Origin of the sequence: Staphylococcus shinii (assembly GCF_017583065.1) — a bacterium.
Taxonomy (GTDB): domain Bacteria; phylum Bacillota; class Bacilli; order Staphylococcales; family Staphylococcaceae; genus Staphylococcus; species Staphylococcus shinii.
Window position 1 is genome coordinate 145,923 of record NZ_JAGEVL010000006.1, and the last position, 26,134, is coordinate 172,056.

At 31.7% G+C, this 26,134-nt stretch carries 24 protein-coding genes; 20 read left to right on the forward strand and 4 right to left on the reverse strand.

What is annotated here, in order from left to right:
- The first annotated feature begins 42 nt into the window (after positions 1–42).
- Positions 43–909, forward strand: coding sequence for an alpha/beta hydrolase (locus tag J5E45_RS09515; RefSeq protein WP_208182114.1), 867 nt, complete (start codon positions 43–45; stop codon positions 907–909).
- 120 nt (positions 910–1,029) lie between these two features.
- Here J5E45_RS09515 and J5E45_RS09520 read toward each other — a convergent pair whose 3' ends face one another.
- A complete protein-coding gene (locus J5E45_RS09520; protein WP_208182115.1) occupies positions 1,030–2,037 on the reverse strand; it encodes an LLM class flavin-dependent oxidoreductase in 1,008 nt (335 codons plus the stop codon).
- A gap of 150 nt (positions 2,038–2,187) precedes the next feature.
- Between J5E45_RS09520 and J5E45_RS09525 the strand changes: the two genes are divergently transcribed.
- The 6 genes from J5E45_RS09525 to J5E45_RS09550 all read left to right on the forward strand — a co-directional run bounded on the left by J5E45_RS09525 (position 2,188) and on the right by J5E45_RS09550 (position 7,520).
- Entirely contained in the window at positions 2,188–3,195 is a 1,008-nt protein-coding gene (locus tag J5E45_RS09525; protein WP_069792427.1) for an NADP-dependent oxidoreductase, read from the forward strand.
- 20 nt (positions 3,196–3,215) lie between these two features.
- A complete protein-coding gene (locus tag J5E45_RS09530; protein WP_208182117.1) occupies positions 3,216–4,223 on the forward strand; it encodes a zinc-binding alcohol dehydrogenase family protein in 1,008 nt (335 codons plus the stop codon).
- A 215-nt stretch (positions 4,224–4,438) separates the two neighbouring features.
- Complete coding sequence (locus J5E45_RS09535) at positions 4,439–6,022, forward strand: BCCT family transporter (protein WP_208182119.1); 1,584 nt, start codon at positions 4,439–4,441, stop codon at positions 6,020–6,022.
- A gap of 134 nt (positions 6,023–6,156) precedes the next feature.
- Entirely contained in the window at positions 6,157–6,693 is a 537-nt protein-coding gene (gene amaP / locus J5E45_RS09540; RefSeq protein WP_017722952.1) for an alkaline shock response membrane anchor protein AmaP, read from the forward strand.
- Between the two features lie 12 nt (positions 6,694–6,705).
- Positions 6,706–6,945, forward strand: a complete 240-nt coding sequence (locus tag J5E45_RS09545; protein WP_029378536.1) for a DUF2273 domain-containing protein — start codon at positions 6,706–6,708, stop codon at positions 6,943–6,945.
- Between the two features lie 74 nt (positions 6,946–7,019).
- Positions 7,020–7,520, forward strand: a complete 501-nt coding sequence (locus tag J5E45_RS09550; RefSeq protein WP_039069478.1) for an Asp23/Gls24 family envelope stress response protein — start codon at positions 7,020–7,022, stop codon at positions 7,518–7,520.
- Between the two features lie 255 nt (positions 7,521–7,775).
- Here J5E45_RS09550 and J5E45_RS09555 read toward each other — a convergent pair whose 3' ends face one another.
- Positions 7,776–9,731 carry an IucA/IucC family protein gene (locus tag J5E45_RS09555; RefSeq protein ID WP_039069476.1) on the reverse strand — a complete coding sequence of 652 codons (1,956 nt, stop codon included), beginning with the start codon at positions 9,729–9,731 and terminating at the stop codon, positions 7,776–7,778.
- Positions 9,732–9,834: 103 nt separating this feature from the next.
- Here J5E45_RS09555 and J5E45_RS09560 point away from each other — a divergent pair, with 103 nt between their 5' ends.
- From J5E45_RS09560 to J5E45_RS09590, 7 genes are all read left to right on the forward strand, one after another.
- Positions 9,835–11,013: an MFS transporter gene (locus J5E45_RS09560; protein WP_101051076.1), complete on the forward strand. Its 1,179-nt coding sequence runs from the start codon at positions 9,835–9,837 to the stop codon at positions 11,011–11,013.
- Positions 11,010–12,767 carry an IucA/IucC family protein gene (locus J5E45_RS09565; RefSeq protein WP_101051074.1) on the forward strand — a complete coding sequence of 586 codons (1,758 nt, stop codon included), beginning with the start codon at positions 11,010–11,012 and terminating at the stop codon, positions 12,765–12,767. Before J5E45_RS09560 ends, J5E45_RS09565 begins: the two co-directional genes overlap by 4 nt.
- A 3-nt stretch (positions 12,768–12,770) precedes the next feature.
- Positions 12,771–13,832, forward strand: coding sequence for an alanine/ornithine racemase family PLP-dependent enzyme (locus J5E45_RS09570; RefSeq protein ID WP_101051072.1), 1,062 nt, complete (start codon positions 12,771–12,773; stop codon positions 13,830–13,832).
- A 95-nt stretch (positions 13,833–13,927) separates the two neighbouring features.
- A complete protein-coding gene (locus J5E45_RS09575; protein ID WP_208182121.1) occupies positions 13,928–14,938 on the forward strand; it encodes an ABC transporter substrate-binding protein in 1,011 nt (336 codons plus the stop codon).
- An 11-nt stretch (positions 14,939–14,949) separates the two neighbouring features.
- On the forward strand, positions 14,950–15,984 hold the full coding sequence (locus tag J5E45_RS09580; RefSeq protein WP_039069802.1) for a FecCD family ABC transporter permease: 1,035 nt from the start codon (positions 14,950–14,952) through the stop codon (positions 15,982–15,984).
- Positions 15,981–16,943, forward strand: a complete 963-nt coding sequence (locus J5E45_RS09585) for an iron chelate uptake ABC transporter family permease subunit (protein ID WP_101051070.1) — start codon at positions 15,981–15,983, stop codon at positions 16,941–16,943. Before J5E45_RS09580 ends, J5E45_RS09585 begins: the two co-directional genes overlap by 4 nt.
- A 250-nt stretch (positions 16,944–17,193) precedes the next feature.
- The gene (locus J5E45_RS09590) at positions 17,194–18,513 is read left to right on the forward strand and encodes a YjiH family protein (protein ID WP_208182127.1); all 1,320 of its coding nucleotides are present in this window, start codon (positions 17,194–17,196) and stop codon (positions 18,511–18,513) included.
- 142 nt (positions 18,514–18,655) lie between these two features.
- Here the strand turns inward: J5E45_RS09590 and J5E45_RS09595 are convergent, their stop codons facing one another.
- Both J5E45_RS09595 and J5E45_RS09600 read right to left on the reverse strand, forming a co-directional pair.
- The gene (locus J5E45_RS09595) at positions 18,656–18,973 is read right to left on the reverse strand and encodes a heme oxygenase (RefSeq protein ID WP_039069805.1); all 318 of its coding nucleotides are present in this window, start codon (positions 18,971–18,973) and stop codon (positions 18,656–18,658) included.
- A gap of 239 nt (positions 18,974–19,212) precedes the next feature.
- Positions 19,213–19,473, reverse strand: a complete 261-nt coding sequence (locus J5E45_RS09600; protein WP_039069806.1) for a SunI/YnzG family protein — start codon at positions 19,471–19,473, stop codon at positions 19,213–19,215.
- A gap of 172 nt (positions 19,474–19,645) precedes the next feature.
- Between J5E45_RS09600 and J5E45_RS09605 the strand changes: the two genes are divergently transcribed.
- The 6 genes from J5E45_RS09605 (at position 19,646) to J5E45_RS09630 (ending at position 25,692) form a co-directional block, all read left to right on the forward strand.
- Positions 19,646–20,149: a metal-dependent hydrolase gene (locus J5E45_RS09605; protein ID WP_101093802.1), complete on the forward strand. Its 504-nt coding sequence runs from the start codon at positions 19,646–19,648 to the stop codon at positions 20,147–20,149.
- Positions 20,150–20,264: 115 nt separating this feature from the next.
- A complete protein-coding gene (locus J5E45_RS09610; RefSeq protein ID WP_107548537.1) occupies positions 20,265–21,452 on the forward strand; it encodes a UTP--glucose-1-phosphate uridylyltransferase in 1,188 nt (395 codons plus the stop codon).
- A 17-nt stretch (positions 21,453–21,469) separates the two neighbouring features.
- Positions 21,470–22,153: a PAQR family membrane homeostasis protein TrhA gene (trhA, locus tag J5E45_RS09615; RefSeq protein WP_039069809.1), complete on the forward strand. Its 684-nt coding sequence runs from the start codon at positions 21,470–21,472 to the stop codon at positions 22,151–22,153.
- Positions 22,154–22,437: 284 nt separating this feature from the next.
- Positions 22,438–23,778, forward strand: a complete 1,341-nt coding sequence (gene sdrM / locus J5E45_RS09620; protein ID WP_069792437.1) for a multidrug efflux MFS transporter SdrM — start codon at positions 22,438–22,440, stop codon at positions 23,776–23,778.
- A gap of 159 nt (positions 23,779–23,937) precedes the next feature.
- On the forward strand, positions 23,938–24,396 hold the full coding sequence (locus tag J5E45_RS09625) for a SepA family multidrug efflux transporter (RefSeq protein WP_029378551.1): 459 nt from the start codon (positions 23,938–23,940) through the stop codon (positions 24,394–24,396).
- Between the two features lie 231 nt (positions 24,397–24,627).
- On the forward strand, positions 24,628–25,692 hold the full coding sequence (locus tag J5E45_RS09630) for a P-loop NTPase (protein ID WP_039069811.1): 1,065 nt from the start codon (positions 24,628–24,630) through the stop codon (positions 25,690–25,692).
- The last annotated feature ends 442 nt before the right edge of the window (positions 25,693–26,134 follow it).

Below are 26,134 nucleotides of genomic sequence, written 5' to 3' on the forward strand. Positions count from 1 at the left end.
ATAATTAATAATAGAAGACAATTTTAAATTTGAGGTATTTATATGAAAAATAGTAAACATAAATCTAATATATATCTGACTATAGTATTGATTGCATTCATTTTATTTGTCATCGTTATGATTGCAGCTTTTAAAACATATAGTCAACATAAAGAAAATAATTATAAGTATACTAATACACCTACATTTTATTTACATGGTTATGGTGGGACAGAGAATTCCATAAAGTTCCTAATTGACTCGGCGATAGAAGAAGATATTACTCAAGAAGTAGTTAAAGCAAAAGTTTCTGAAAAGGGAATGGTGACATTTGAGGGGGAATTGTCACCTGAAGCGAAAAATCCAGTTATTGAAATTATATTAGAAGATAATACAAATAAAGATTTAAATAAAAATGCGCAATGGATTCAACAAGTTATTATTGCTATGATGAGCCAATATCACTTTGACCAGTTTAATTTTGTCGCACATTCTATGGGTAATCAATCTTTCAGTTATTACATGTTGAATTATGGAGGTAATCAAAACTTACCAAAACTAAATAAACAAGTGAGTTTAGCGGGTAATTTTAATGGCGAAGTTGATATAAATGGTCTTGATTTAGATATTAAATTAGATGAAAATGGGAAACCAAATAAAATGCTAAAAGCATATAAAGATTTGTTACCTATGAAAACATCATACCCAGAAACAGCAAAAGTGCTAAATATTTATGGTGATATAAAAGATGGCACACATTCTGATAATCGAGTTACAAATGTTTCATCTAAATCATTAAGGTACTTAGTTGATGATAAAGTAAGTAGTTATGAAGAATTTAAAGTGATTGGACAAAAAGCTGATCATAGTGAACTTCATGATAATACTTATGTCACCGATAAAATAAATCAATTTTTATGGGGCAAATAAATTTAAAATATCACTTAATTTATTGAGTTAATTGTGCTTATACAATAAGAGAGCTCTTGTTTTCTACAATTTGATAAATGGCACTTACGCATCAAATATAGTACATGTGTAAGTGCTATTTTATTTATATTCAAAGTTCTCTGTTGCGAGTAATTGAATTAATTGTTTTCTGTTACCTTCTCCATAAACATGTGGTTGAATCATAATTTCGTCAGCATCAAAGTCAGTCATCATTACTTTTAATTTGGAGATGACTTCTTTAGGTGAACCTACTATAACTCGATTATTCTGTTGACTCATTTTTTCAACTTCTCTCGAAGAAAATGATTTGTGTTTCACGTAGTTCACAGAGGGATAGAATTTTGGTTGGTCTAAATAACCAATACGCAATAACCACAAATGGAACGCATAAGATAAATCTTGACGTTGATGTTTATTATTTGCCGTAATTACAAAAGAAGTCATGATGACATAAGGATGATTTGTAGGATACTGTGCTTTGAATGAAGAACGATAATGAGTTATTACAGATTTAATTTGATCCTTATCTTGCCCCATATTGGCAATAACAAAAGGTAAGCCTCTATTAGCAGCGAGAGTTGCACTTTTTTTACTTGTACCCAAAACAAACATTTTTGGCTTAGTGTCGATAAGTGGCATCACATATAAATCTGTATAGCGATGATTTATATTGTTCTCACTGTCACTATTAAAATAAGTTATCAGATCATCAATTTGATTCTCATAATCAACAGGTATTGTTTTGTGCTCATTCAAAGCTTTATTTACATTCTTATAACTCTTAGAATGACCAGTACCTAAGTTCACTCTACCAGGGTGTCTAGCTTCCATAGTTTTAAATACTTCAGCCACTTTATAAGCACTATAATGTGGTAACATAACACCCCCGCTTCCAATTTGAATTGAACTAGTATTTTCTAACAATGACATCATAATCATTTCGGGGGCACTAGATGCTACTGAAAAGACTTGATGATGTTCAGCAACCCAATAACGTGTGTAATTTAGCTTTTCAGCTAATTGGGCTAATTCAACAGCATGATTTAATGCTTGAGTAGCGGTACTTCCTTCAAATATTGGTACATAATCTAAAATACTAAGTTTCAATATACAATCTCCTAACGTGATAAAACGAATGATATGTTTTATAAATTAGCAATAGCATAACACGTAATTGAAATAATGAATAAGCGATTTGATTGATTGATGAAAAGTATGCCTTTAGAATAAAGTCAAACAATGAATGGAGGTAATATAATGAACACAGAAAGAATTGTATTAGCAAAAAGACCTGAAGGCATTCCATCCGATGATGTATTTAGATATGAAACTGTGGAAGTAGAAGAACCGAAGCAAGATGAAATTCAAATAGAATCGTTATATATATCAGTAGATCCTTACATGCGTGGTCGTATGGATGATAGTGAATCATATGTAGCCCCATTCCAATTAGACGAACCAATGAATGGTCATGTAGTAGGAAGAGTTACTGTATCAAATGTAGATGGATTTACAAAAGATGACATTGTTACCGGCACGTTTCCTTGGCAAAAAATAGTTAATATTAAAGCCAAACATGCTATTAAAGTGAGCCAAACTGATATTCCTTTATATTTATATCTTAGTGTTTTAGGTATGACTGGGCAGACTGCTTATCATGGTTTACTAAAAATCGGCCAACCTCAAGAAGGTGAAACAGTTGTAGTATCAGCTGCATCTGGTGCAGTTGGTTCAGTTGTAGGTCAAATTGCAAAGTTAAAAGGCGCACATGTAGTTGGTATTGCAGGCGGTAGTGAAAAAACTAATTATTTAACCGAAGAACTAGGTTTTGATGCAGGGGTAGATTATCAAGCGAATGATTTTGCTGAACAATTGGCAAAAGCAGTACCGAACGGCGTAGATGTCTATTTTGAAAATGTAGGCGGTACAATCGCAGATGAAGTTATGAAACATCTTAATCAGTTTGCTAGAATCCCAGTTTGTGGTGCAATTTCTGGTTATAATAATACAGAAATTGAATATGGCCCTCGAATCCAGCCAATCATTATTAAATCACAAGCATTAATGCAAGGATTTATTGTTGCTAATTATGCAGATGATTTCCCAAATGCTAGTAAAGAACTTGCACAGTGGGTTCAAGAAGATAAAATTAAGACTAAGACATCTGTTAAAAAAGGTTTTGACAGCTTACCAAATGCCTTTAGAAACTTATTTACAGGCGATAATTTCGGAAAACAAGTTGTTCAAGTTTCAGATAATGTATAATCAAGAAAGGAGTGCATACGATGAAAGCGATAGGTGCAGATAAAAGTTTTAATCTAGAAGATGGCAATTTATTTTATGAGTTTGCTGTTGATACTCCCAAACCTGAACAATATGAATTATTAGTACGTGTTGAAACAATTAGCGTTAACCCTGTAGATACAAAAATCAGAAAAACAGAGGTTGAACAAGCGCCAAGAATTTTAGGTTTCGATGCGGTAGGTGTGGTAGAAGCAGTGGGCGATGGTGTTAGTCACTTTGATATTGGAGATGAAGTTTTTTATTCAGGATCGCCTAAATACCAAGGTTCCAATCAATCTTATCAAATTGTTGATGAGCGTTTAGTAGCGAAAAAGCCAAAAAATATATCTAATGTGGATGCAGCAAGTCTTCCATTAACCGGTTTAACTGCTTACGAAACACTATTTGATGTTTTTAAAATATCATTTAATCCAGAAGAAAATAAAGGTAAATCTATTTTAATCATAAATGGTGCTGGTGGTGTAGGAAGTATAGCCACACAAATCGCTAAACACTATGGCTTACATGTTATCACTACAGCATCACGTGAGGAAACACACCAATGGTCTAAAGATATGGGTGCAGATATCGTGTTAAATCATAAGAATGATTTAGCCGAAGAATTTAAGAAATATGAAATTAGTGAAGTAGATTACATTTTCTGTACTTTTGATACGGATATGTATTATGAAAAAATGATTGAATTAGTAAAACCAAGAGGAATAATTGCAACGATTGTTGCTTTCAAAAATAAACAAGATTTAAACTTGCTGAAACCAAAGAGTATTACATTTACTCATGAATTTATGTCATCAAGACCTATTCATGAAACCGAAGATATGCAAATTCATCGTGATTACCTTACTGATATTTCTGAAAAAATAGAAGCGGGTATATATAAACCGACCGTGAATGAAGTGGTAGATGGCTTAACTGTTGAAACTTTATATGATGCCCATGTTAAATTAGAAAATCAAAGTATGATTGGTAAGCTAGTAATTAAACTTTAAAAATTAAAACTAACAAAATTATTACTTTAAAATTGAATATAAAGTGAAGCATCTTCTATAATTCATCATAATATGATGGCTAAGAAGATGCTTTTTTTATTTAAAGCAATATATATAAAATTTATAATATGCATTATATTATAAATTTTACGAATACATGTAATGAGATAGGGTATGTAAGTTACATAAAAGTATAGGGAGTGTGTAATTTTGACATGCGTTTAAACAAATTAACGGTTGTATTTTGGGTAGCATTATCAATTTGTACTATGTTTGTTGTATACGGTGCAATATTGCCAAAACAACTAGAAACAGTAACACAAAGCATTACAAATTTTATTGCATTAAATTTTGGTTGGTACTATTTATTATTGGTACTTGTCATATTAATTGTGTGTGTTTATCTATTATTCTCTAGATATTCATCGATTACATTAGGTGAAGATGGAGAGGACCCAGAATTCTCATTGAAATCATGGTTCGCTATGTTATTTAGTGCTGGTATGGGGATAGGATTAGTTTTTTGGACTACAGCAGAGCCAATCAATCATGCATTTACGTTAACACCTTTACATAAAGTAGGTACGCAAACTGCAATTAATGATGCTATACAATTCTCATTTTTTCATTGGGGGGTACATGCTTGGGCAGTTTATGGCATTGTGGGATTAATATTTGCTTATTTTAATTTTCACAAAGGGTATCCAGGACTAGTAAGTGCGACGTTAACACCAATATTAGGTTCTAAAATGATGAGAGGACCAATAGGTGGTTCGATTGACGTATTAGCGATTATTGCTACTGTAACAGGCGTAGCAGCAACACTTGGATTTGGGGCATTACAGATTAATGAAGGATTGAATTTTTTATTTGATATACCTTCAAATTTTACAACTCAAGTAATTATTATTGTTATAGCAACGATATTATTTACTTGGTCAGCTTGGTCAGGGATTAATAAGGGGATCAAAACACTAAGTAATATTAATATGATACTCGCTTTTCTAGTACTCATTGCATTATTTTGTGTTGGCCCCACTTTAACTATATTAAATACTTTTACCAATTCACTTGGTGATTACATTGCAAATTTCTTTAATATGAGTTTACGCATTCCGCAATCAGGTGGCGAAAAATTCCAATGGCTACAACAATGGACTATTTTCTATTGGGCTTGGTGGATTTCATGGGCACCATTTGTTGGTATATTTATTGCACGTGTTTCAAGAGGTAGAACAATTAAGGAATTTATTTTAGGAGTGTTGTTTGTACCAGCCCTTGTTTGTTTCTTATTCTTTGCAGTATTCGGAGCATCTGCCATTTATTTACAACAACATGGTATTGCAAACATTGCGAAAGAGGCAACAGAGACTGCTACATTTGCCACTTTAGAACATTTCCCATTAGGGTTCTTGTTAAGTATAGTGACATTAATAGTGATTATGATTTTCTTTGTAACTTCAGCAGACTCAGCAACATACGTTTTAGGCATGTTAAGTTCTAAAGGTAGTATCAATCCTAAAGGTATTGTAAAAGTTAGTTGGGGTATCATATTGGCTTTATTTGCAATGATTATGATATACACTGGCGGCACTCAATCTATACAGAACCTATTAATTATTGCTGCTTTACCATTTTCAATTGTCATTATATTTATGATATGTTCACTTTTTAAATCATTAGCAATTGAAAAACCAAGGCCGAGTAACAAGTTGCTCGTGCCAGATGACAAACTTTTGCAATATCGCATTGCAAATCATCCAGAACTAGCTGACCAAGAAATAAAAGATAATCAATAAAGCGGACTAACAAATTTGTTTTGTAATAAAAATTAAAAATTAAATTCAATAAAAATGTTTCTAAGAATTTTTTTAAGGGTAGTAGTTTTGTATGACAAGTACATATTACCAAAGCATAGGAGGTGTCATACGAGGTGAAACGACTTAAGAATTTTATCCTAGGCATATTAATTGTAGTAATCGTTGGATTCTTACTCTTCATGTATATTCAAGATTCTAGAATTAGCCAGTATCAAGACTATTTTAATCAGTTTAACTGGTTTGAACCAACTCTAATTGGTTTAGCAGCGTTACTCATTATTATTGGTCTCATATTAGTATTCAGCTTGTTTAAACCTACGTATAGAAAACCCGGACTATATAAAGATTTCGAAGATGGTCATATTTATGTATCGAGAAAAGCAGTTGAAAAATCTGCATACGATACACTTACGCAATATGATCAAATACGTCAACCAAACGTGATTGCAAAACTTTATAACAAGAAAAAGAAATCACACATTGCTTTAAAAGCAGATTTCTTCGTTCCTGGTGATGTTCAGGTTAATTCTTTAACTGAAGAGATTAGAAATGACATCAAGCAAAATGTCGAGCATTTTACAGAATTACCAGTATCAAAATTAGAGGTTAATGTTAGAGATCAAAAAACCTCAGGCAAACGTGTGTTGTAAGGGAGGGTTATCATGGCTAACAATAATAACCAAAATGGACAAGATTCTACTCAAGAAGTTGTTGAATTTTTCAAAACGTTTAAATGGAGAATTATTGGCTTCTTAGCATTTCTAATCATAGCAATATTATTTTTAACTTTAGGTTTCTGGAGTACAATTTTAATTCTAGTATTATGTTTGATTGGAATTGGAGTTGGGTATACTAAAGACCGTAAGCAAGACTTTTTAAATTTCCTTAATCGATGGAGTTAATCGATTAACTTGTATGTATTCTAATGCAGTTAAAAATTTTTAAACAAATTATATAAGGTAAAGGAGAATGTAATATGGCAGTAGACAACAATAAAGCTAAACAAGCTTATGACAACCAAACAGGAGTTCAAGAAAAAGAACAAGAAAGAAGACAAGAGGAGCAAACTCAAGAGCCTCAATTTACTAATAAATTATCGTTCTCAGATGAAGTGATTGAAAAAATTGCAGGTATTGCTGCACGTGAAGTTAGCGGTATCTTAGAAATGAAAGGCGGATTCGTCGACAATATTTCTAGTTCATTTGGTAGCAGCAACAATGTTACACAAGGTGTTAGTGTTGAAGTTGGAGAAAAACAAGCTGCTGTTGATTTAAAAGTAGTATTAGAATATGGTGAATCAGCACCAAAAATCTTCCGTAAAGTAACTGACTTAGTTAAAGAACAAGTTAAATATATTACTGGTCTTGACGTAGTTGAAGTTAACATGCGCGTTGAAGATGTTATGACTAAAAAAGAATGGGCTCAAAAAAATGAAAAAAGCCAAAACTCAGACAATGAAGAAAAAGGTTTACAATAATTAATAACCATTCAATTTAAATAAAAAGGTCCGAAACATTTAATGTTTCGGGCCTTTTTTTAACTACTATTTTTTATTTATGAAAATTATTAGTATATACACATGAGTGTTAGCTCAGGCGTTCCATTTTTGAAAGTTGGCGATATTTACTCATAGCCTACAACCAAAGTAACTCTTTATATCATGCTTCTTTGACATCCTCTGGCAAGTTAATTAAAAAGTTGTATTCTAAAAAGTGCTTAATTTTATTGTTGTTTAATTCAACTTTCTATATAAAGGATTATTCACTTTAATATAAGTATAGTAATCCGCTTCATCTTCTAATCTCATTGTAGTAACACATTTATAATCAATTTGTGGGGCAAATAAAACGGATTTTATTTTTGTAATTCTGTCGTTATTGTTCATTGTAGAGGCAATATCTTGTAATTTTTCAAACATGATATCACTTATGACTGACCAAATATGTTGTTCTAATTCATTACTTTGACTAGATTGAGCGATGGTTACAATTAGTTCACCGAGATGATTTTGAATACTAGAATAAAACACTTTGTTGAAAACTGTCTGTGCCTGATCTGTAAGAATTAATGATTTTTCATGAAAGTCTGCTGTGCTGTAGCCCGCTTGATTTAAGTAAGTTTTATCAATACGCAATCCTTCAAAATCACGAATATATAATGTATGGATTGAACCATCTTGATTAAATGTAGCTATAGAGTTTTGTAAATGTGCTTCTAATGCAATACCGTATTTCACATATAAAGGTAGTGCTATATCAATTAATGCTTGGCTATATTGCGCAATCCAATTGCTACATGCTTCTTCATAACTTTTAATATTGAACTTATCAGCGTATGTTTTGATTAAAGTCACTATAGGCGCTTCATCATTATTGCTGTAATTTGCAACTAAGCTAGAAGGGATGAGCGGTATTGTATCAGAGTCCTTGATATTATAAATATTTTCTCTAAAGAGTGTACCTAATTGTTCGCTCTTTACTGTTCGTTGTGATGACGAATCTTCTGGATTATAAAAATGAATACCCGCCATTTCATCAATCGTGTCTGCCTGAATATGGTTAAATAAAGGATCATGCGCTTTAATATGATTCAATATACGTGTGACTTGTGGTCCGTTATACGTTGTTTGTTCAGATAGAGTACGTATTTCACCAGTAATATGTACATTCGTTGATAGTTTGATGTGCGGTTCAATATTTGGGCGTTGTGGCATTAATGTTCTAAATGACAGACCGGCGTAATAATTTAAATCAAAGTCTAATGGTATTAGCTGCTGCTCATTTAACTCATTAGCATAATCACTTTCTAATACTGCGTTATATTGCCATGGGTGCACAGCCATAACGTAATAGTCTTCAATTTGATTATCAGTTAATAATTTTGCTACAGCTTCATATAGACCATTAAATAATGTAAATACAGTGTCGTTATATGGTCTCGTTAATGATTGCACTTTTGCAATATCTTGATGAATTAATATAAATTTCATAGCGATGGGATTCCCAAACTCTGAAGAATAATCTATAGCCGTTTCTGGTGTCATGCCTTTACGTAGCTTTGCACCTGGGTGTAATGGATGACCTTCAACAACTGCTTGTTCAGATCTTAAATAACTATCTTCTGCATTAATAATTAATTCTAACAATGGTTCATTATTTTGAGACAATGTGATTGATTGATAACTTAAGGAAATAGCCATATTCGCGACACTATTATTCATATCATCCTTAAATTGATTACTAGCATCATTATTAAGATTAGGTGCTTCTATTAAAATAGCGTTTAAAATTTCATTTGGATGTAATATCCGCTCTAAATGGTTGTTATATTCAAAATAAAATGGACCTTCAACATCTATTCTATCAAAAGCATGTTGTCCTGAAATAGGTGCATATAAAGTTTTTTTAGCTTCTGGAAAATTTATTTTTAAAACAAGAGTTTGCTTGATTGCAACATCTAAGTTTAAGTTTTTTATGTTGATAATCTCACTATGATTTCGGCTCTGAACTAAATTCTCTCTATGTAAAGAAGTGATTAACCTTTGAGAAATTTTATCACGACTTTCTAATAATACGTCTTCGAAAGCATTTGCCCATCTTATATCTGCCGAACGTAAATACGATAAAGCGTATTGTTCGTCATTAGTGAGTTTTGCAATTAAATTGTTGTCATTTATTTTGTAATTCATAATGCACCTCTAAAAAAATTATTTTACAAACGTATAAGATATTTGTATAATCCATAATATCGATAATGATAATTATTATCAATTAAAAAACAGGAGGAATTTTATGGCAAAGTATTTTTTTCCTAGTTCATTCCTACTGTTCTTAGGGAATTGGATTGGACAAATCACGCTAAATTGGTATGTATTTACTCTATATCATAACGCAATTTATCTAGGGCTGATAAATTTTTTCCGTCTCGTACCTATTTTACTCATAAGTGTATGGGCGGGAAGTTTAGCAGATAGATGTGATAGAGGAAAATTATTAAAATTAACAATAACCTCCTCATTTTTATTAACAACGATACTATGTATTTTAACATTTCAAAATCCACAATTACCGATAATTGTATTTTTGTTATATTCATTAGGTCGTGGCATTATGAGTGCAATAGAAACGCCAGTACGTCAGGCAGTATTGCCAGATTTGACACAGCGTTTAACAACAACGCAAACAGTATCGTATCATTCATTTATTATAAATATATGTCGTTCAATTGGGCCTGCGATTGCTGGTTTTATTATGGCAGCTTATAATGCGCAAATCAGTTTTGGTGTACAGGCATTGTGTTATTTCATATCTTTAATACTTTGCTTACCGTTATCATTTAGTCATAATGTGTTATCAAAAGCAAATCCAGAAGTGAGCTTTAAGTACGTAATCAATTACTTTAAAGATAATCAAATAGGCGCAAGAATATTTGTGACATCATTACTTATTATGGCAACTGGTTTTACTTATACTACACTTTTACCGGTGTTAACGGACAAGACATTCCCTAATCAAGTAACAATATTTGGTAGTGCTATGACTTGTTGTGCGATAGGCGGTATTATAGCAACAATAGTATTACCTAATATTTTGGAAAAAGTATCCATGGTCAAAATGTATTACATAAGTTCTGTACTTTTTGGTATATCTTTATTATGTACGATTAGTAGCAACACCTATTTATTATTTATTTCATTATTTTTTATTGGCTTGTTCAGCCAATGGGCGAGAACGACAAATAGGATATATTTTCAACATAGAGTAGAACCTGAACATAGAGGGAAAATACTCAGTGTCATTATGATGGATAGAGGTATGATTCCTTTAGGTGCCATGTTAATGAGTTTCTTAGCAGAACTTATTGGTATTATTGAAACATTTATTATTATGGGAATGAGTACATTTGTCATTGCATTGTTATTCAGTGCAATTACAAGAAGGCAAAGAAAAAATGGAGGCAGTATTGTATGATGCATGAGACATGGCAATTGGCAGATAGAAATGTACAGTATCGTATTTTTAACGCAATTATTAAGGAAGAAATATTTCCGCAAGGTATGTTATTTAATGAATATGATCATTGTGTTGAAATACAATATCAAGGCCAAGTGTTGCAATTAAATAAGATTAGAAAAAGCGCTATGGAGCGTTATGAATTTTATGGTGTGATTTCTTATATCAAGGGTAAGGTTCAAGTAACGATCCAAACTTTAGAACAACTATTAGAAGTCCTAGAATCACACTTTAATATGCCTATTAGTCAACGATTAACAGATGAATTGTTTTCTAGTAGGGAAGGTTTTGCACTTACTTATGAACATTTTAAACATAGAAAGTCGTTGATTCACGCAACGCTAAAATTTTCAAAAATGCCTGAAACAATCAACTTCTTTTCATGGTTACAGCATATGGTTGGTTCAAAACAAATAAATGATTTAAATTATTCTGAAAGTCTTGTTATCGAAGGCCATCCTACACACCCATTATCTAAGACTAAGCTACCATTGACACCTGACGAAGTGAGACAATATGCTCCAGAATTTGAAAAGATTATTCCATTAAAAATTATGCTCATTCATAAAGAGGATTGTATAATCACTTCTATGGAAGATGATGCAAACTATATGGTAGATGAAGTTATTCCAGAATATCGGTATAAATTAAAAGGATTTTTAGCACCACATGATTTAGAGTTAAAGGATTATAGTGTAGTATTTGTACACCCTTGGCAATATGAGAACGTTATCGTCTATAAATTTGCGGATTGGATATTAGAAAAAAGATTACTACCTACACCTTTTGAAGTTGAATCTAAAGCAACTTTATCATTTAGAACTATGCAACTTATTCATAAGCCGTTTCACATTAAGTTACCTGTTAATGTACAAGCTACAAGCGCTGTAAGGACTGTGTCGAGTGTGACAACGGTGGATGGACCTAAATTGAGCTATGAATTACAAGACATGTTAGCAATATATCCACAGTTACAAGTTGCTATGGAACCATTTGGTATACATGCCAAAACTGAACCAGATGATGCACGTCATTTGGCTTGTATAGTACGACATCAACCTTATATTTCAGATAACGGGACTACTCTAGTAACTGCAAGTTTAGTTAATAAAAATCCTGTTGATAATCAAGTAACTGTAGACAGTTATATCAATTGGGTAAATGATGGTTTAACGGTAGATGCGATTAAACAATTTATATTGCATTATAGTAAAGCATTAATCGATCCATTAATTGCATATATTCAAGATTATGGTATTGCTTTGGAAGCACATATGCAAAATACAATCGTTAATCTAGGACCAAATTATCAAATGAAATTTATCGTTAGAGATTTAGGTGGTTCAAGGATAGATTTAACGACATTAAAACATAAAATTCCTAATATTGATGTTACTAACACGAGTTTAATTGCAGAAAATATCGAAGCGGTGATAGCCAAGTTTCAACATGCAGTTATTCAAAATCAAATTGCAGAGCTCATTCATCATTTTTCACAATATGAATATGTAGAAGAATCCGAATTATTTGAGTTAGTAGGTGAGGTAGTTGAACACGCAATTGATCTTAATAAACCACATGCTAACAAGTTAAAGGAAGTACTATTCGGTGCGACGATAACAGTAAAAGCACTCTTACGTATGAGAATGGAAAGTAAAGTGAAACAATATGTGACCATTGATTTGAGGAATCCTATATATAAAGAGGTGTAATAGATGGCTGAAATAAAGATAAATTTGTCCAAAATACAATATAATGCACAAGTATTATTGTCTATTTTTCAAGAGAATCATATGCAATTTACACCAGTTATTAAATGCGTAGGCGGCGATAGAAAAATTGTTGAGACATTGAAACGTATTGGTATAACACATTTTGCTGATGCACGTATTGATAACATTAATAAGAGTAAAGATTATGATTTAACTTATATGATGATTAGAACAGCAAGTCAACATGAACTGGAAGATGTAGTTAGATATAGTGATATAAGTATACAAACAGAAATAGCGACGATTCGCAGATTGAATGAAATAGCTCAAAAGCAACAAGTAAAACATCATATATTACTTATGGTGGATTGGAAAGATTCAAGAGAAGGTGTTTTAACATATGATGTTGTAGAGTTTATTAATGAAATACTGTCGATGCATCATGTAAGTGTGGTTGGATTAGCATTTAACTTTATGTGCTTCCAATCAATTATTCCAACAGAAGAAGATGTGTCTTTAATTAATCAATTTGTAGAATCAGTTGAATTAGAAACACATATGAGGTTTAAAATAATCTCGGGTGGAAATTCTAGTATGATATCTCAAATGTTATATCAAGATATGGGTAAGATTAATGAGTTACGTGTAGGAGAAACACTTTTTAGAGGTGTTGAAACTACAACTAACCAACCGATAGCGTCATTGTACCAAAACGCTATCATTTTAGAAGCGGAGATAGTTGAAATTAAACCACGTATTGATATTTCATCGGGTAAGCAATATTTACAAGCAATCGTTGATATTGGTAGCTTAGATACGTTTATAGAAGATATTCAGCCACATCATCATCACGTTAAAGTTATAGGTGCAACTAGTGATCATGTGATGATTGATTTATTGAACCAAGACCACTATCAAATTGGCGATAAACTTCAATTTAATTTAGGCTATAAGGCATTGGCGCAAAGTATGTATATGACAAACTTAGATAAAAATTATATTCATGATAACGTTATTGAAAAATTATGCCACAACTTTAACATTGAAAAATCCAATCGGATTTAAAATTCAATAAATATTTTAAAAATTTTTATTGACACCGATAATCATTATCAATAGAATTATATATGTAATTATACATATCCTAAGGAGTGAAAACGATGAAACATAGTTATAAAATTATGGCTATCCTGTTTTTAACTTTAACTGTAGTAATGTTGTCTGCATGTGGCAGTGTCAGTGATAAAGGTTCTGACAAATCAAGCAAAGGTGAGGACAACAAAGATGGTGTAACAATTAAGCATGATGGTGGTGAGACAAAAATTGCTAAAGACCCTAAACGTGTCGTAGCATTAGAATTCTCATTTGTTGATGCGCTTGCAGCATTAGATGTTAAACCAGTTGGCGTTGCTGATGATGGTAAAAAAGATAGGATTCTTGAACCTATACGTAAAAAAATTGGGGATTATAAATCAGTAGGTGCACGTAAACAACCTAACTTAGAAGAAATAAGTAACCAAAAACCAGATGTTATTATTGCAGATAGTAATAGACATAAAGGTATCCAAAAAGATTTAGAAAAAATTGCACCGACAATTATGCTTCCTAGCTTCGATAGTGATTATAAAGACAACTTAGAAGCATTTAAAACAATTGCAAAAGCAGTAGGAAAAGAAGATAAAGGTAAAGATAGATTAAAAGAGCATAATGAGTTAATGGATAAATACAGTAAAGAGATTACAATGGATAAATCACAACCTGTATTGGCATCTGTTGTTGCAAAATCAGGCTTATTAGCGCATCCTGAAAATACATATGTAGGAGAACTTTTAAAAGAGTTAGGTTTTGATAATGCGTTAAATAAAACAAAAACTGATAACTTGTCTAAGTATCTAAAAGGGCCTTACTTACAATTAAACGCAGAAGTGCTTTCAGACATTAACCCAGGTCGTATGTTTATTATGGCTGATAAAGGCGAAAATGATCCAAACCTTAAAAAACAAGAAGAGGATCCAGTTTGGCAAGACTTAGATGCGGTTAAAAAATATCGCGTATCTGTAGTTGATAGAAATACTTGGGCACGCGCAAGGGGTATTATATCTTCCGAAGAAATTGCAAAACAACTTGCTGAAATTTCTAAAAATGAGCAAAAAGACTCACAACAAAAGTAGGATGAACGGTAATGATTAAATCACATAGCGTTAACCCAACAAAATCCAATGAAAAGAAAGCTCAAAAACGTACTGCACTCACATTTATTGTGAGTGTATGTGCGCTTTTTGTTATTATATACTTCAATCTTAGCGTTGGAGCTTCACATATTACTTTCCAAGATTTTATTGATTACAGTGTAAAACACATCGATACAAAACAGACATTTTTGATACATAATGTACGCATGCCAAGAATGTTTGCTGGTCTTTTAATAGGCGCAGCACTTGGTGTTTCAGGATTACTGATGCAAGCGATGACTCGCAACCCTCTTGCATCGCCACAAATATTTGGTGTTAATTCAGGTGCTTCATTTGTTATTGTATTTATTTCAATGATTGTACCTGCTTTAACCGCATATTCAACGATACTTGCGTTTATTGGTGCATTTATCGGGGGGCTTACAGTATATACACTATCAGGTTCCACTAAAGGGATGACCCCTATCAAACTAGCATTAGCTGGTATGGCTATTCATTTATTCTTTTCTAGTATGACGCAAGGGATTATATTATTAAATGAAGATGCAACTTCAACAGTAATGTTTTGGTTAGTAGGTTCTTTATCAAGTATTCAATGGCCTCAAGTTATTGGCGTATTTCCTTGGTTAGTGATGGCATTTATTGGAGCGATTTTTATATCTAAGCAATTAACTATTATGGAATTAGGTGAGGATTTAGCAACATCACTGGGACAAAATGTGAAGGTTGTACGTGTTACTGTTGGCTTATTGGTTATTATTTTAGCTGGAGCATCCGTTTCAATCGCTGGTCCAATCGGTTTTGTAGGACTCATTGTTCCACATATTGTAAAACATTATATTAGAACAGATTACAGGTTAATGGTGCCTTTAACAATGATTATCGGAGCAGATTTATTATTGTTATCAGATGTTTTAAGTCGTCTAATAGCATTTCCGTTTGAATCACCTGTAGGAATTGTTACTTCATTTGTAGGAGCAGTATACTTTCTATTCATTACAGTTAGAGGAGTTGATAGACTATGATTGGGAGATTAACCTTTCGTTATGGTATCGTTGTAATATTAATTCTAATCTCAGCAATTGCATCATTGTCTATCGGAGCAGTTTGGATTAACCCAATAGAAGCGGTTAAAAGTTTATTTGCACAAGATAATTTTATATTAAATGAATATCGCATACCAAGAATGATTCTCGCAATTATTGTGGGAAGCAGTCTTGCGATTTCTGGTGCACTTATTCAAGGCGTGGTACGAAATGCGCTTGCTTCACCAGATGTTATTGGTATAACTAAAGGAGCGAGTTTATCAGCAGTTTCCATTATTATGCTGTTTCCATCTGCGCCTTTATTTATTTTACCGTTTGGATCATTCGCAGGTGCTTTATGTGTAAGTTTGATTCTGACATTGTTAATAGCAAAATTTAATGTTAAAGGATCTAAGTTAGCATTAATAGGTTTAGCAATCGGTGCAATATGTACAGCGGTGGTACAGTATTTATTAATACGTAACCCTCAAGATGCCAACACAGCTTTAGTATGGTTAACAGGTAGTTTATATGGCCACAGCATGTCGAATGTTTTAGTTATATTACCTTGGTTTATCGTAGCTTTACCGATTATATTTTATTACTGTCATCAACTCGATATTTTAACTTTGGGTGATGATATTGCAATCGCTTTAGGTACAAAAGTGAAAAAAATAAAAATGATACTGTTACTATTAGCCGTTATTTTAGCAGGCGCATCTATTTCAGTAGTAGGTGGATTAAGCTTTTTAGGGCTTATCTCTCCACATATTGCCAGAAGAATTGTTGGACATAAGCATGTCCATATTACAATTATGTCAGGACTGATAGGTGCGTTAATATTATCCATAAGTGATTGTTTAGCTCGAGGAATACATCCACCTATCGACATCCCAGTAGGTGTTGTTGTAGCAATCGTGGGGGTACCTTACTTTTTATTCTTATTGAGAAAAATATAATTATAAATTGCAAAAGTAAACGCTTTCATTTAAAGTAGAGTTAATTCCGTATATTAGGATTAACTCTACTTTTTTATACAAAAATAACAACAAATAGACACAATTTATAGATTTACATATTTATACATCATAGGTTATAATTATTGGTGTTGTTTTTTAAGTATATATCAAATAATACACCTAAGGGGTGAATGTAGTGACTCAGTATAGTAAATCACAGCGCACACGAGGGCAGCTTAAATTCATTATCATGTCATTAATTGGTATCATTTTATTTTTAGTACCAATTACTGTAACTGAAGATGGTGAAAAACAAACAACACTACCTGTTGCATTTTTAGCAGGATTACTAAAAGATCTAATTGGGAATGCAATGCCATTGGTCATTGTAATTATCATTACGATATCAGGTATATTATCTATTTTATGTTCGACAGTATTGAAAAATAAATTTAAACCAGAGGGGCTAATGAATAATGCATTCAATGTAAAGATTGTCTGGTTGATTTTAAGAATATTAGCAGTAGTGTTTGTTTGGATGACATATTTAAAAGTAGGTACTGACATTATCTATTCCGAAGATACGGGTGGCCTCGTATTTGAAAGCCTACTACCTACATTAGTAACTGTCTTTTTCTTTGCAGCGTTATTTCTACCGTTACTTATGGAATACGGATTATTAGAATTATTAGGACCGATTTTCAGACCGATTATGAGACCGTTATTTACATTACCAGGACGGTCGACAGTTGATAATCTTGCATCATTCATTGGTGATGGAACAGTAGGGGTTTTAATCACTAGTAGACAATATCAAGAAGGATTCTACTCTAGAAGAGAAGCGACAGTCATTGCTACTACGTTTAGTGTTGTTTCACTAACATTTGCCATTGTTGTTGCCGACACTGTACATATGCAAAAGCATTTCTTCTATTTTTATTTGACTGTAATCATCTCTTGTGTAGTATGTGCGTTAATTTTGCCAAGAATTTGGCCGCTCAGATCTATTAAAGATGAATACTCTAAAGAAGTATCGGAAGAAATGAGAACAGAGAAGTTACCTGACAATAAAACTGCTCTAGATCATGGTTTTGATATGGCGACTGAAACAGGCATTAATGCACCTGGTTTTAAAGCATTTTTTAAATCAGGTTTCAAGACCGTAATCGACATGTGGTTTGTAATTTTACCTGTAGTGATGAGCGTTGGTACACTTGCAACAATTATAGCAACGTATACACCATTATTTGCGATTATTGGAAAACCATTTGTTCCATATTTAGAATTACTTCAAATACCTGAAGCAGCTCAAGCATCAGAGACAGTATTGATTGGATTTGCCGATATGTTCTTACCATCAATTTTAATAGAAGGTGTTGGTAACGATATTACATTATTTGTTGTTGGCGCTTTAAGTATCACGCAATTGATTTACTTATCAGAAGTTGGTGGGGTAATCTTAGGTTCTAAAATACCAGTAAGTATCTTTAAACTCTTTATCATATTCTTAATAAGAACAATCATTGCTTTACCTATTATAGCGTTAATGGCTCACTTGTATTTCAATTAAAAAGTATGTAATAAAAAAGAAATATAAAAGTGTAATAAAAGCTAGCTCAAAGTGAAAAAGGAACGTCTCGGACAATTATGTGTGCCTAGGACGTTCCTTTTTATATATGGTATAGTAATTATAATCATTTAAAATGTTATTATTAATTATCTAATACTGATATTACGTTAGCTTTGACAACTTTATTACCTAACACAGGTGATTCTTCGCTGCTTGATTTGGCTTTTCCTTCATGAGCTTCTTTGAAAGCATCGCTTTGAAGCCATGCTTTAAAATCGTCTTCAGTTTCCCACCAAGTATTTATATACATTTGGTCGTAATCTTCCTCATCATCAATCAACCAGACTTCTACTTTACGAAAGCCGTCAAGTTCTTGTATTTTCCCACCTTGAGTAAATTTTGGAGCCATCTTTTTAGCAAATCCTTTTTTTACATCAATTCTATTTGTAACTACATACATAAAGCGCACCTTCTTTCCATAATATATTCACAGTATATCATTGATAATTTATTAATATAATTGAGAAACCTTATTAATTAGTGGAATATTAATAACTAGCTGAATCTTTGATAAAAACATATTAAGGGTGGAACATATTTTAAATTGTTTTAGCTTCTCTAAAACAATTTAAAATAGCTATGAAGAAATCTGTCGTCATAGATTTCTTCATAGCTAATCTTAGTATATTTTTAAATTAATTATTTAGTTAATTCGTTATAAACTTTTTGATCATTTTGAGTGTATATAATGTATTCATGGTCATCAGTGTCGATGATAACACGGTTTGTTTTTCCAAATGTAGAACCAATTCTTGAAACTTTATTTCTATCAAGTTTAGGAACTTCGTGAATATTTTGGTCCTGTGAAATATTTTTTATTTCACTTGTTGGAATCTTAATGTCTGCAACTCTCCATTGAATTCTTACTTCACTGTTATCTTTTTTTACTGTCATTGCCATATATCGAACACATCCTTTAATTAATTTATAGCTATATCATACAATAAACTGCAAACGTTATCAAGTAATTGTGTGATACTTTTTTAAAATAGGTTATACTCATTTTTACGAAAGTATGTTCGCATTTAACGCGTAAATGTGCTAAAATATAATCCGATAAGGAGTAGTGAAAATGACAGGTAAAACCCACGCATCATGCGGCTTATTAGTCGGAGCTTTAACACTAGAATATTTTCATACTGATTTGTTTACATCTGTTACAGTTATAACGCTTGCAGTTATTTCGAGTTTGATACCTGATATTTGTCACGCACAAAGTAAAATTGGTAGACGATTTAAACTTATTAGTTATTTAATTAGGATAGTATTTGGACACAGGACATTTACACATTCACTTTTATTTATAGGAATTATTATCTTTTTACTTTATTTGATTCAAACCCCGGATTATTATTTGAGTAGTATTGTTCTTGGTTTGCTTTCACATGTTATACTAGACATGTTAACCCCAAGAGGTGTTAAATTATTTTATCCTGTTCCAATAAGCGTAAAATTTCCAATAGTTTTTAAAACAGGCGGTCTAGTTGACTTGTCTCTAGCTAGCGCGTTGTCGATTGGAGCAATTTATGTAATTTTTCAACCGTCTATACATAGGTTATTATTGAATTGGTTATAATTATGGTTGTACTGAGCATCATAATAATATAAAGTACATATAGTGAAATTATATATCCGTAATGCAAATAAGATATATTTTTTATTTAAATATTTGGATATTAAGGAGAGAGAGCATGCTAGATAAGAAAGCTTTAGAAAAGTTTAATCAAGACCATCTCATTGAGTTTGAAAAATTAATGAGCACAAATGAGAAAGAACAACTATCTGAAAAACTAGATGCACTAAATTTAACGGATATTCAAGATTTATACGAGGATTTATATATAAATAAAAAAGAGATTGATGATGTTACTTCTATTAATGAAGTAAAGTATGATATAAAAAATGAATTTACAGACGAAGAGATTGAGCAATATGAAAAAGTTGGATTTGAAGCTATTCGTAAAGGTAAATTTGCAGTACTACTTATGGCTGGAGGGCAAGGTACTCGATTGGGGTATAAAGGACCTAAGGGTTCTTTCGAAATTGAAGGCGTAAGCTTATTTGAGATTCAGGCTAAACAATTATTAGCATTAAAAGAGCAAACAGGCGAATTTGTTGATTGGTATATCATGACCAGTAAAATCAATGATCAAGAAACACAATTATTCTTCGAGTCAAATAATTATTTTGGTTATGATAAATCACATGTACATTTCTTTATGCAAGATAATATTGTAGCTTTATCTGAAGAAGGTAAATTAGTATTAGATGTAGATAATAATATATTAGAAACACCAAATGGTAATGGCGGTGTATTTAAAGCGCTTAAAAAGGCTGGGTATTTACAAGAAATGTTAGATAATGGTGTCGAATACATTTTCTTAAATAACATCGATAATGTACTAGTTAAAGTACTTGATCCATTATTTGCGGGATACACATTCCAAAATAGTATGGATATTACTACAAAATCGATACAACCCAAAGATGGCGAAAGTGTTGGTCGATTAGTTCATACAAAACACAAGGACACCGTACTTGAATATTCAGAACTAAGCCCAGAGGTAGCAAATGAGTTTAATAATGCTAATATAGGTATCCATTCTTTCAAACTTTTATTTATTAATAATGTCGTTGACAATGAATTACCATATCATTTAGCAATCAAAAATTTAAAACAATTAGATGAAGATTTTGGTGTTATTGAACAATCAACGTTGAAATTTGAACTCTTTTATTTTGATATTTTCCAGTATGCAAATAGCTTTATTACTTTACAAGTTCCGAGAGATGAGGAATTTTCCCCACTCAAAAATAAAGAAGGTAAAGATAGTGTGGAAACAGCTAGAGCAGATTTAAAACGTATGAATATGATATAAAAAAGGTGGTTACACTGTTGTCTCAATCAATAAAAGCTGATGATAATAAAGTAGTTAAAACATTTAAAGATATTGTACCTTTAACATTTGGCGAAGAAATAGGAAATGCAGTATCCCACGGTGTAGCAGCTTTTATAGCGTTATGTGCGCTACCTTATGCTGCCATCTTAAGTTTTCTAAACTTTGGTGTAATGGGGGCATTTAGTGTTTCTGTTTATGTTATAAGTATATTTTTAATGTTTATATCATCAACGGTTTACCATTCGATGCCAAACAAATCATCACATAAATTCATTTTGCGCATAATTGACCACAGTATGATTTATGTTGCAATCGCTGGTACATATACTCCAATTTGTTTAGCTTTAGTTGGTGGTTGGATTGGCTGGTCAGCAATGATTGTACTATGGGGAATAACGATTTGGGGCATTTTATACAAATCACTAGCTAAAAATGTTAACCATAAATTAAGTTTAATTATGTATCTAGTAATGGGGTGGGTTGGTGTGTTGTTCTTACCTAAAATTATTTTTGATACGTCACTTACATTTATGCTATTTATACTATTTGGTGGAATTGCATACACAATAGGTGCTTGGTTTTATGCACAAAAGGATCGACCATATTTTCATATGATTTGGCATTTCTTTATTGTGATTGCGTCAGTATTCCATTTTATAGCGATTATATATTTTATGTAGATTTATATATGGTAGTGGGGCTTATATTTTGAAGCCAGTAAGTTATTACCAATATAACGGATGAGGCTGAGACAATTAATTTGTTGCAGCCTCATTTTTGTACAAATAGTCATTTTAGCAAATAATTATTTGTGTATTTAAATGGTAAATATAATGGAGTATTAATTCCGATAATCATCAGTTTTTTAACTAAAAGTAAAATAATGATATTGAACTTACAAATAAATAATGATTAAGTAGAAATGGATATAAAATTAAAAAGATAAGAGAGTTGAGAAAAGTACATGAATATAAAATCATTAGGTATCGTAGTTGCGCTTATTTTAATAATGTTTATGTCTGCTATTGAAACATCCATTGTTTCTTTAGCTTTACCAACAATTAAAATGGATTTGAATGTAGAATCATCCATTTCACTCATATTCGCAGTTTATTTTATTGCGATAGTCATTGCTAATCCAATAGTAGGTGAACTACTAGAACGCACTAAAATTATATACATAACATTATTAGGACTGTTATTATTCACGGCAGGAAGTTTGCTATCTGGACTAAGTGACACTTTTACTTTATTAATTGTGTCTCGCTTTATTCAAGGATTAGGTGCTGGGGTTATGATGGCTTTAAGCCAAATCGTACCTAAATTAGCATTTGAAATCCCATTACGTTATAAAATTATGGGTACTGTAGGAAGCGTATGGGGGATATCAAGTATTATTGGTCCAGTACTAGGTGGCGGAATTTTAGAATTTGCAACTTGGCACTGGTTATTCTTTGTGAATATTCCGATTGCTATAATAGCAATGATACTGGTTATATTTACTTTCCATTTTGAGAATGAAAGCACGAGGGCTAAAAATAAGTTAGATATAAAAGGTTTAACTTTATTTTATGTTTTTGTTTTTTTTATAATTTTTACAGTTATGAATAAGTCAAATCTATATTTAAATATATTATCTTTGATTATAGCGATTGTAGTAGCAACCATATTATTTAAAAATCAAAAGAGGGTCAAAACACCATTTGTACCAGTAAAAGAATTTAATAAAATGATTGTCTTAATTTTCTTTACTGATTTTGCGTATGCAATTATATTGATGGGATACAATTTGTATATGCCAATCTATTTACAAGAAGATATTGGTTTATCACCATTACAAAGTGGGTTTGTCATTTTTCCAATTTCGTTTGCATGGCTAGTTTTAAATTTTTCACTTGATAAGATAGAAGCGAAAATGTCGAGAAAGGCATTATATATCAGTGCGTTTACATCATTAATAATTTGTGGGATATTAGTATTTATTGGAACGGACTCTCCACTATTTGTTGGATTTAGTCTATTATTAGCTGGTGTTAGTTTCGGAACAGTTTATACTAAAGACAGTGTAATTACCCAAGAAGAAACATCTCCTGCAAACATGAAACGTATGATGTCACTGTATACATTAACTAAAAGTTTAGGCAACTCAATAGGGTCTACAATTATGGGATACATGTATGCTTTATCGTTTACTTTTATTAGCGTTCAAATACACAATGTTATTATTTTAAGCTTTATTATACTAATAGCACTTATTTTGTTATGGTTATTCTTATATAAGGAGAAGCCAGTAACATCTAATTAGTGATGTACTTACATTAAATTAATGTTGAAATTACGTGAAAATTACTACTTGCGTATATGGTTTTTGTACCAGTCGGGTATAATGGTAATATAAATAATAAGGGTGAATATATCATTTGCATATACTATAGATATGTGGAGAAAGGGAGGACAGTAAGCAATGAAATATATTAGATATTTATTTACAACGCTTATTGTACTTTCTGTATTTATAATATCAGGCGCCATATTCTTAACATTTCTAGGTTTTGGCTTATATGGGTTGAGTAGGATTTTAATATATTTTCATTTGGCGTACTTTGGTTATAATAAAAGTTTTTACGATAATTTAATTTATTATGGTAGTTATATCGTGTTAGGCTACTTTAACTTATTTATTATAGAGAACTTAATGGATTACTTTCGGAAAAAAATACCTGAGAATCCGTATTTTCAAGGAACAACATATCATTTAATCACATTTACGGTAACGACCTTACTATTTTATTTTATAGTGCATATTCATTATGCGTATATCAATATTGATTTTTGGGTGATTGTCCTAATTATTGGCATTTTGTTCATATGTAAGGAAATCTTCTACCCAGATAGTAAAAATCTAAATGATAAGCACAAATAGTATTTCCATCATATACTTCAGCTCAAAACAGTTGTGTAAGTAAATATGTTGATTGATTTAAACATTGTTAGATTAAAGCAGCTAGTTCATAATTCTTATATTAAGAATAAATTGAGCTAACTGCTTTTTTATTAACTGTATTAAATTTATACTAAGTATAAATAATTTAAAGCATAGTCAAAGTTTATTTGTTAGAATATAATTGATAATGAAATAAGAGGGGGACGCTTTGTGTTAACGATAGAGCAAGTTAAAGAACTTGTTGGAGAATTGAAAGATCCAATAATAGATGTACCATTGAAAGAAACTGATGGAATTGTTGAAGTAAGTATTAAAGAAGAAAAAGAGCATGTAAGTGTTAAAGTAGCTATGGCTCAATTAGGTGGACAACCGCAATTAGATTTGCAAATGGCAATTGTAGAAGTACTTAAAGAAAATGGTGCAAATACAGTCGGCATTCGGTTTGAAGAATTACCACCAGAAGTTGTAGAACAATACCGTGGGTCAGGGGAAGAACAAAATCAAACAATAGAAGGATTGCTATCAAAGGATAATCCGGTTGAATTTATTGCAATTGCCTCAGGTAAAGGTGGTGTCGGTAAATCAACAGTAGCGGTCAATCTAGCTGTGTCTCTAGCAAGAGAAGGTAAAAAGGTTGGACTAGTTGACGCAGATATTTATGGTTTTAGTGTTCCTGATATGATGGGTATTGATGAGAAGCCAGGTGTTCAAGGGAAAGAAATTATACCAGTTGAACGTCACGGTGTTAAAGTGATATCTATGGCATTCTTTGTTGAAGAAAATGCACCAGTTATATGGAGAGGGCCAATGCTCGGTAAAATGCTCACAAACTTTTTTGTTGAAGTAAGATGGGGTGATTTAGATTATCTTATCCTAGATTTACCACCTGGCACAGGGGATATCGCATTGGATGTTCATACTATGTTACCCTCAAGTAAAGAAATTATTGTAACTACACCACATCCAACAGCAGCTTTTGTTGCTGCAAGAGCTGGAGCAATGGCGAAACATACAGAACATTCTATTTTAGGCGTGATTGAAAATATGTCTTATTTCCAAAGTAAAGAAACTGGAAATAAAGAATATGTCTTTGGTACTGGCGGTGGAGAGAAACTTGCAGAAGAACTGCAAACTGATCTATTAGGACATCTTCCATTAGAACAACCCTCATGGAATCCTAAAGACTTTGCGCCATCTATATATCAAACAGATGATAGACTTGGTCAAATATATCAATCTATGGCACAACAAATCATTGAAAAGACTAATAAATAGGGAGTTTTTGTTAGCGGATAGAAATTATTTTAATTTCTATTCGTTTTTCTATTGCTTTTTTTCTGAATGGTGGTAGAATTGTTTCTTGTGGCAAACATTTGATTTTACAAACGTGAATTCAAAAATATTAAAATTAAAATTGTTGTTGACTTTTCTAGATGAAATTGATATTATATAAAAGTCGTCAAAAACGGCAAACAAATTATTTAAATTAATTATAAAAAGTGTAAAAAATATACTTGCATTAATAAGAATAATAATTTAATATTGTTACAGTAATGTTAATTGATTGTTAAAAAATAATATTTTCTTATTGACAAAGCGTCTAGCAAGATGTTAACATTGTAAAGCAACTATTAATTAAATGAAGAAATGAACATTGAAAACTGAATTGCAATATGTCAACGTTAATTCCGAACACAACATTAAATTGTTGGTTCAA

Bases quoted from the DNA above. Each gene is read 5' to 3' on its own strand.
- J5E45_RS09515 (WP_208182114.1), top strand. From the start codon at position 43: ATGAAAAATAGTAAACATAAATCTAATATATATCTGACTATAGTATTG.
- J5E45_RS09525 (WP_069792427.1), top strand. From the start codon at position 2,188: ATGAACACAGAAAGAATTGTATTAGCAAAAAGACCTGAAGGCATTCCA.
- J5E45_RS09530 (WP_208182117.1), top strand. From the start codon at position 3,216: ATGAAAGCGATAGGTGCAGATAAAAGTTTTAATCTAGAAGATGGCAAT.
- J5E45_RS09535 (WP_208182119.1), top strand. From the start codon at position 4,439: ATGCGTTTAAACAAATTAACGGTTGTATTTTGGGTAGCATTATCAATT.
- J5E45_RS09545 (WP_029378536.1), top strand. From the start codon at position 6,706: ATGGCTAACAATAATAACCAAAATGGACAAGATTCTACTCAAGAAGTT.
- J5E45_RS09550 (WP_039069478.1), top strand. From the start codon at position 7,020: ATGGCAGTAGACAACAATAAAGCTAAACAAGCTTATGACAACCAAACA.
- J5E45_RS09555 (WP_039069476.1), bottom strand. From the start codon at position 9,731: ATGAATTACAAAATAAATGACAACAATTTAATTGCAAAACTCACTAAT.
- J5E45_RS09560 (WP_101051076.1), top strand. From the start codon at position 9,835: ATGGCAAAGTATTTTTTTCCTAGTTCATTCCTACTGTTCTTAGGGAAT.
- J5E45_RS09565 (WP_101051074.1), top strand. From the start codon at position 11,010: ATGATGCATGAGACATGGCAATTGGCAGATAGAAATGTACAGTATCGT.
- J5E45_RS09570 (WP_101051072.1), top strand. From the start codon at position 12,771: ATGGCTGAAATAAAGATAAATTTGTCCAAAATACAATATAATGCACAA.
- J5E45_RS09575 (WP_208182121.1), top strand. From the start codon at position 13,928: ATGAAACATAGTTATAAAATTATGGCTATCCTGTTTTTAACTTTAACT.
- J5E45_RS09580 (WP_039069802.1), top strand. From the start codon at position 14,950: ATGATTAAATCACATAGCGTTAACCCAACAAAATCCAATGAAAAGAAA.
- J5E45_RS09585 (WP_101051070.1), top strand. From the start codon at position 15,981: ATGATTGGGAGATTAACCTTTCGTTATGGTATCGTTGTAATATTAATT.
- J5E45_RS09590 (WP_208182127.1), top strand. From the start codon at position 17,194: ATGTCATTAATTGGTATCATTTTATTTTTAGTACCAATTACTGTAACT.
- J5E45_RS09595 (WP_039069805.1), bottom strand. From the start codon at position 18,973: ATGTATGTAGTTACAAATAGAATTGATGTAAAAAAAGGATTTGCTAAA.
- J5E45_RS09600 (WP_039069806.1), bottom strand. From the start codon at position 19,473: ATGGCAATGACAGTAAAAAAAGATAACAGTGAAGTAAGAATTCAATGG.
- J5E45_RS09605 (WP_101093802.1), top strand. From the start codon at position 19,646: ATGACAGGTAAAACCCACGCATCATGCGGCTTATTAGTCGGAGCTTTA.
- J5E45_RS09610 (WP_107548537.1), top strand. From the start codon at position 20,265: ATGCTAGATAAGAAAGCTTTAGAAAAGTTTAATCAAGACCATCTCATT.
- sdrM (WP_069792437.1), top strand. From the start codon at position 22,438: ATGAATATAAAATCATTAGGTATCGTAGTTGCGCTTATTTTAATAATG.
- J5E45_RS09625 (WP_029378551.1), top strand. From the start codon at position 23,938: ATGAAATATATTAGATATTTATTTACAACGCTTATTGTACTTTCTGTA.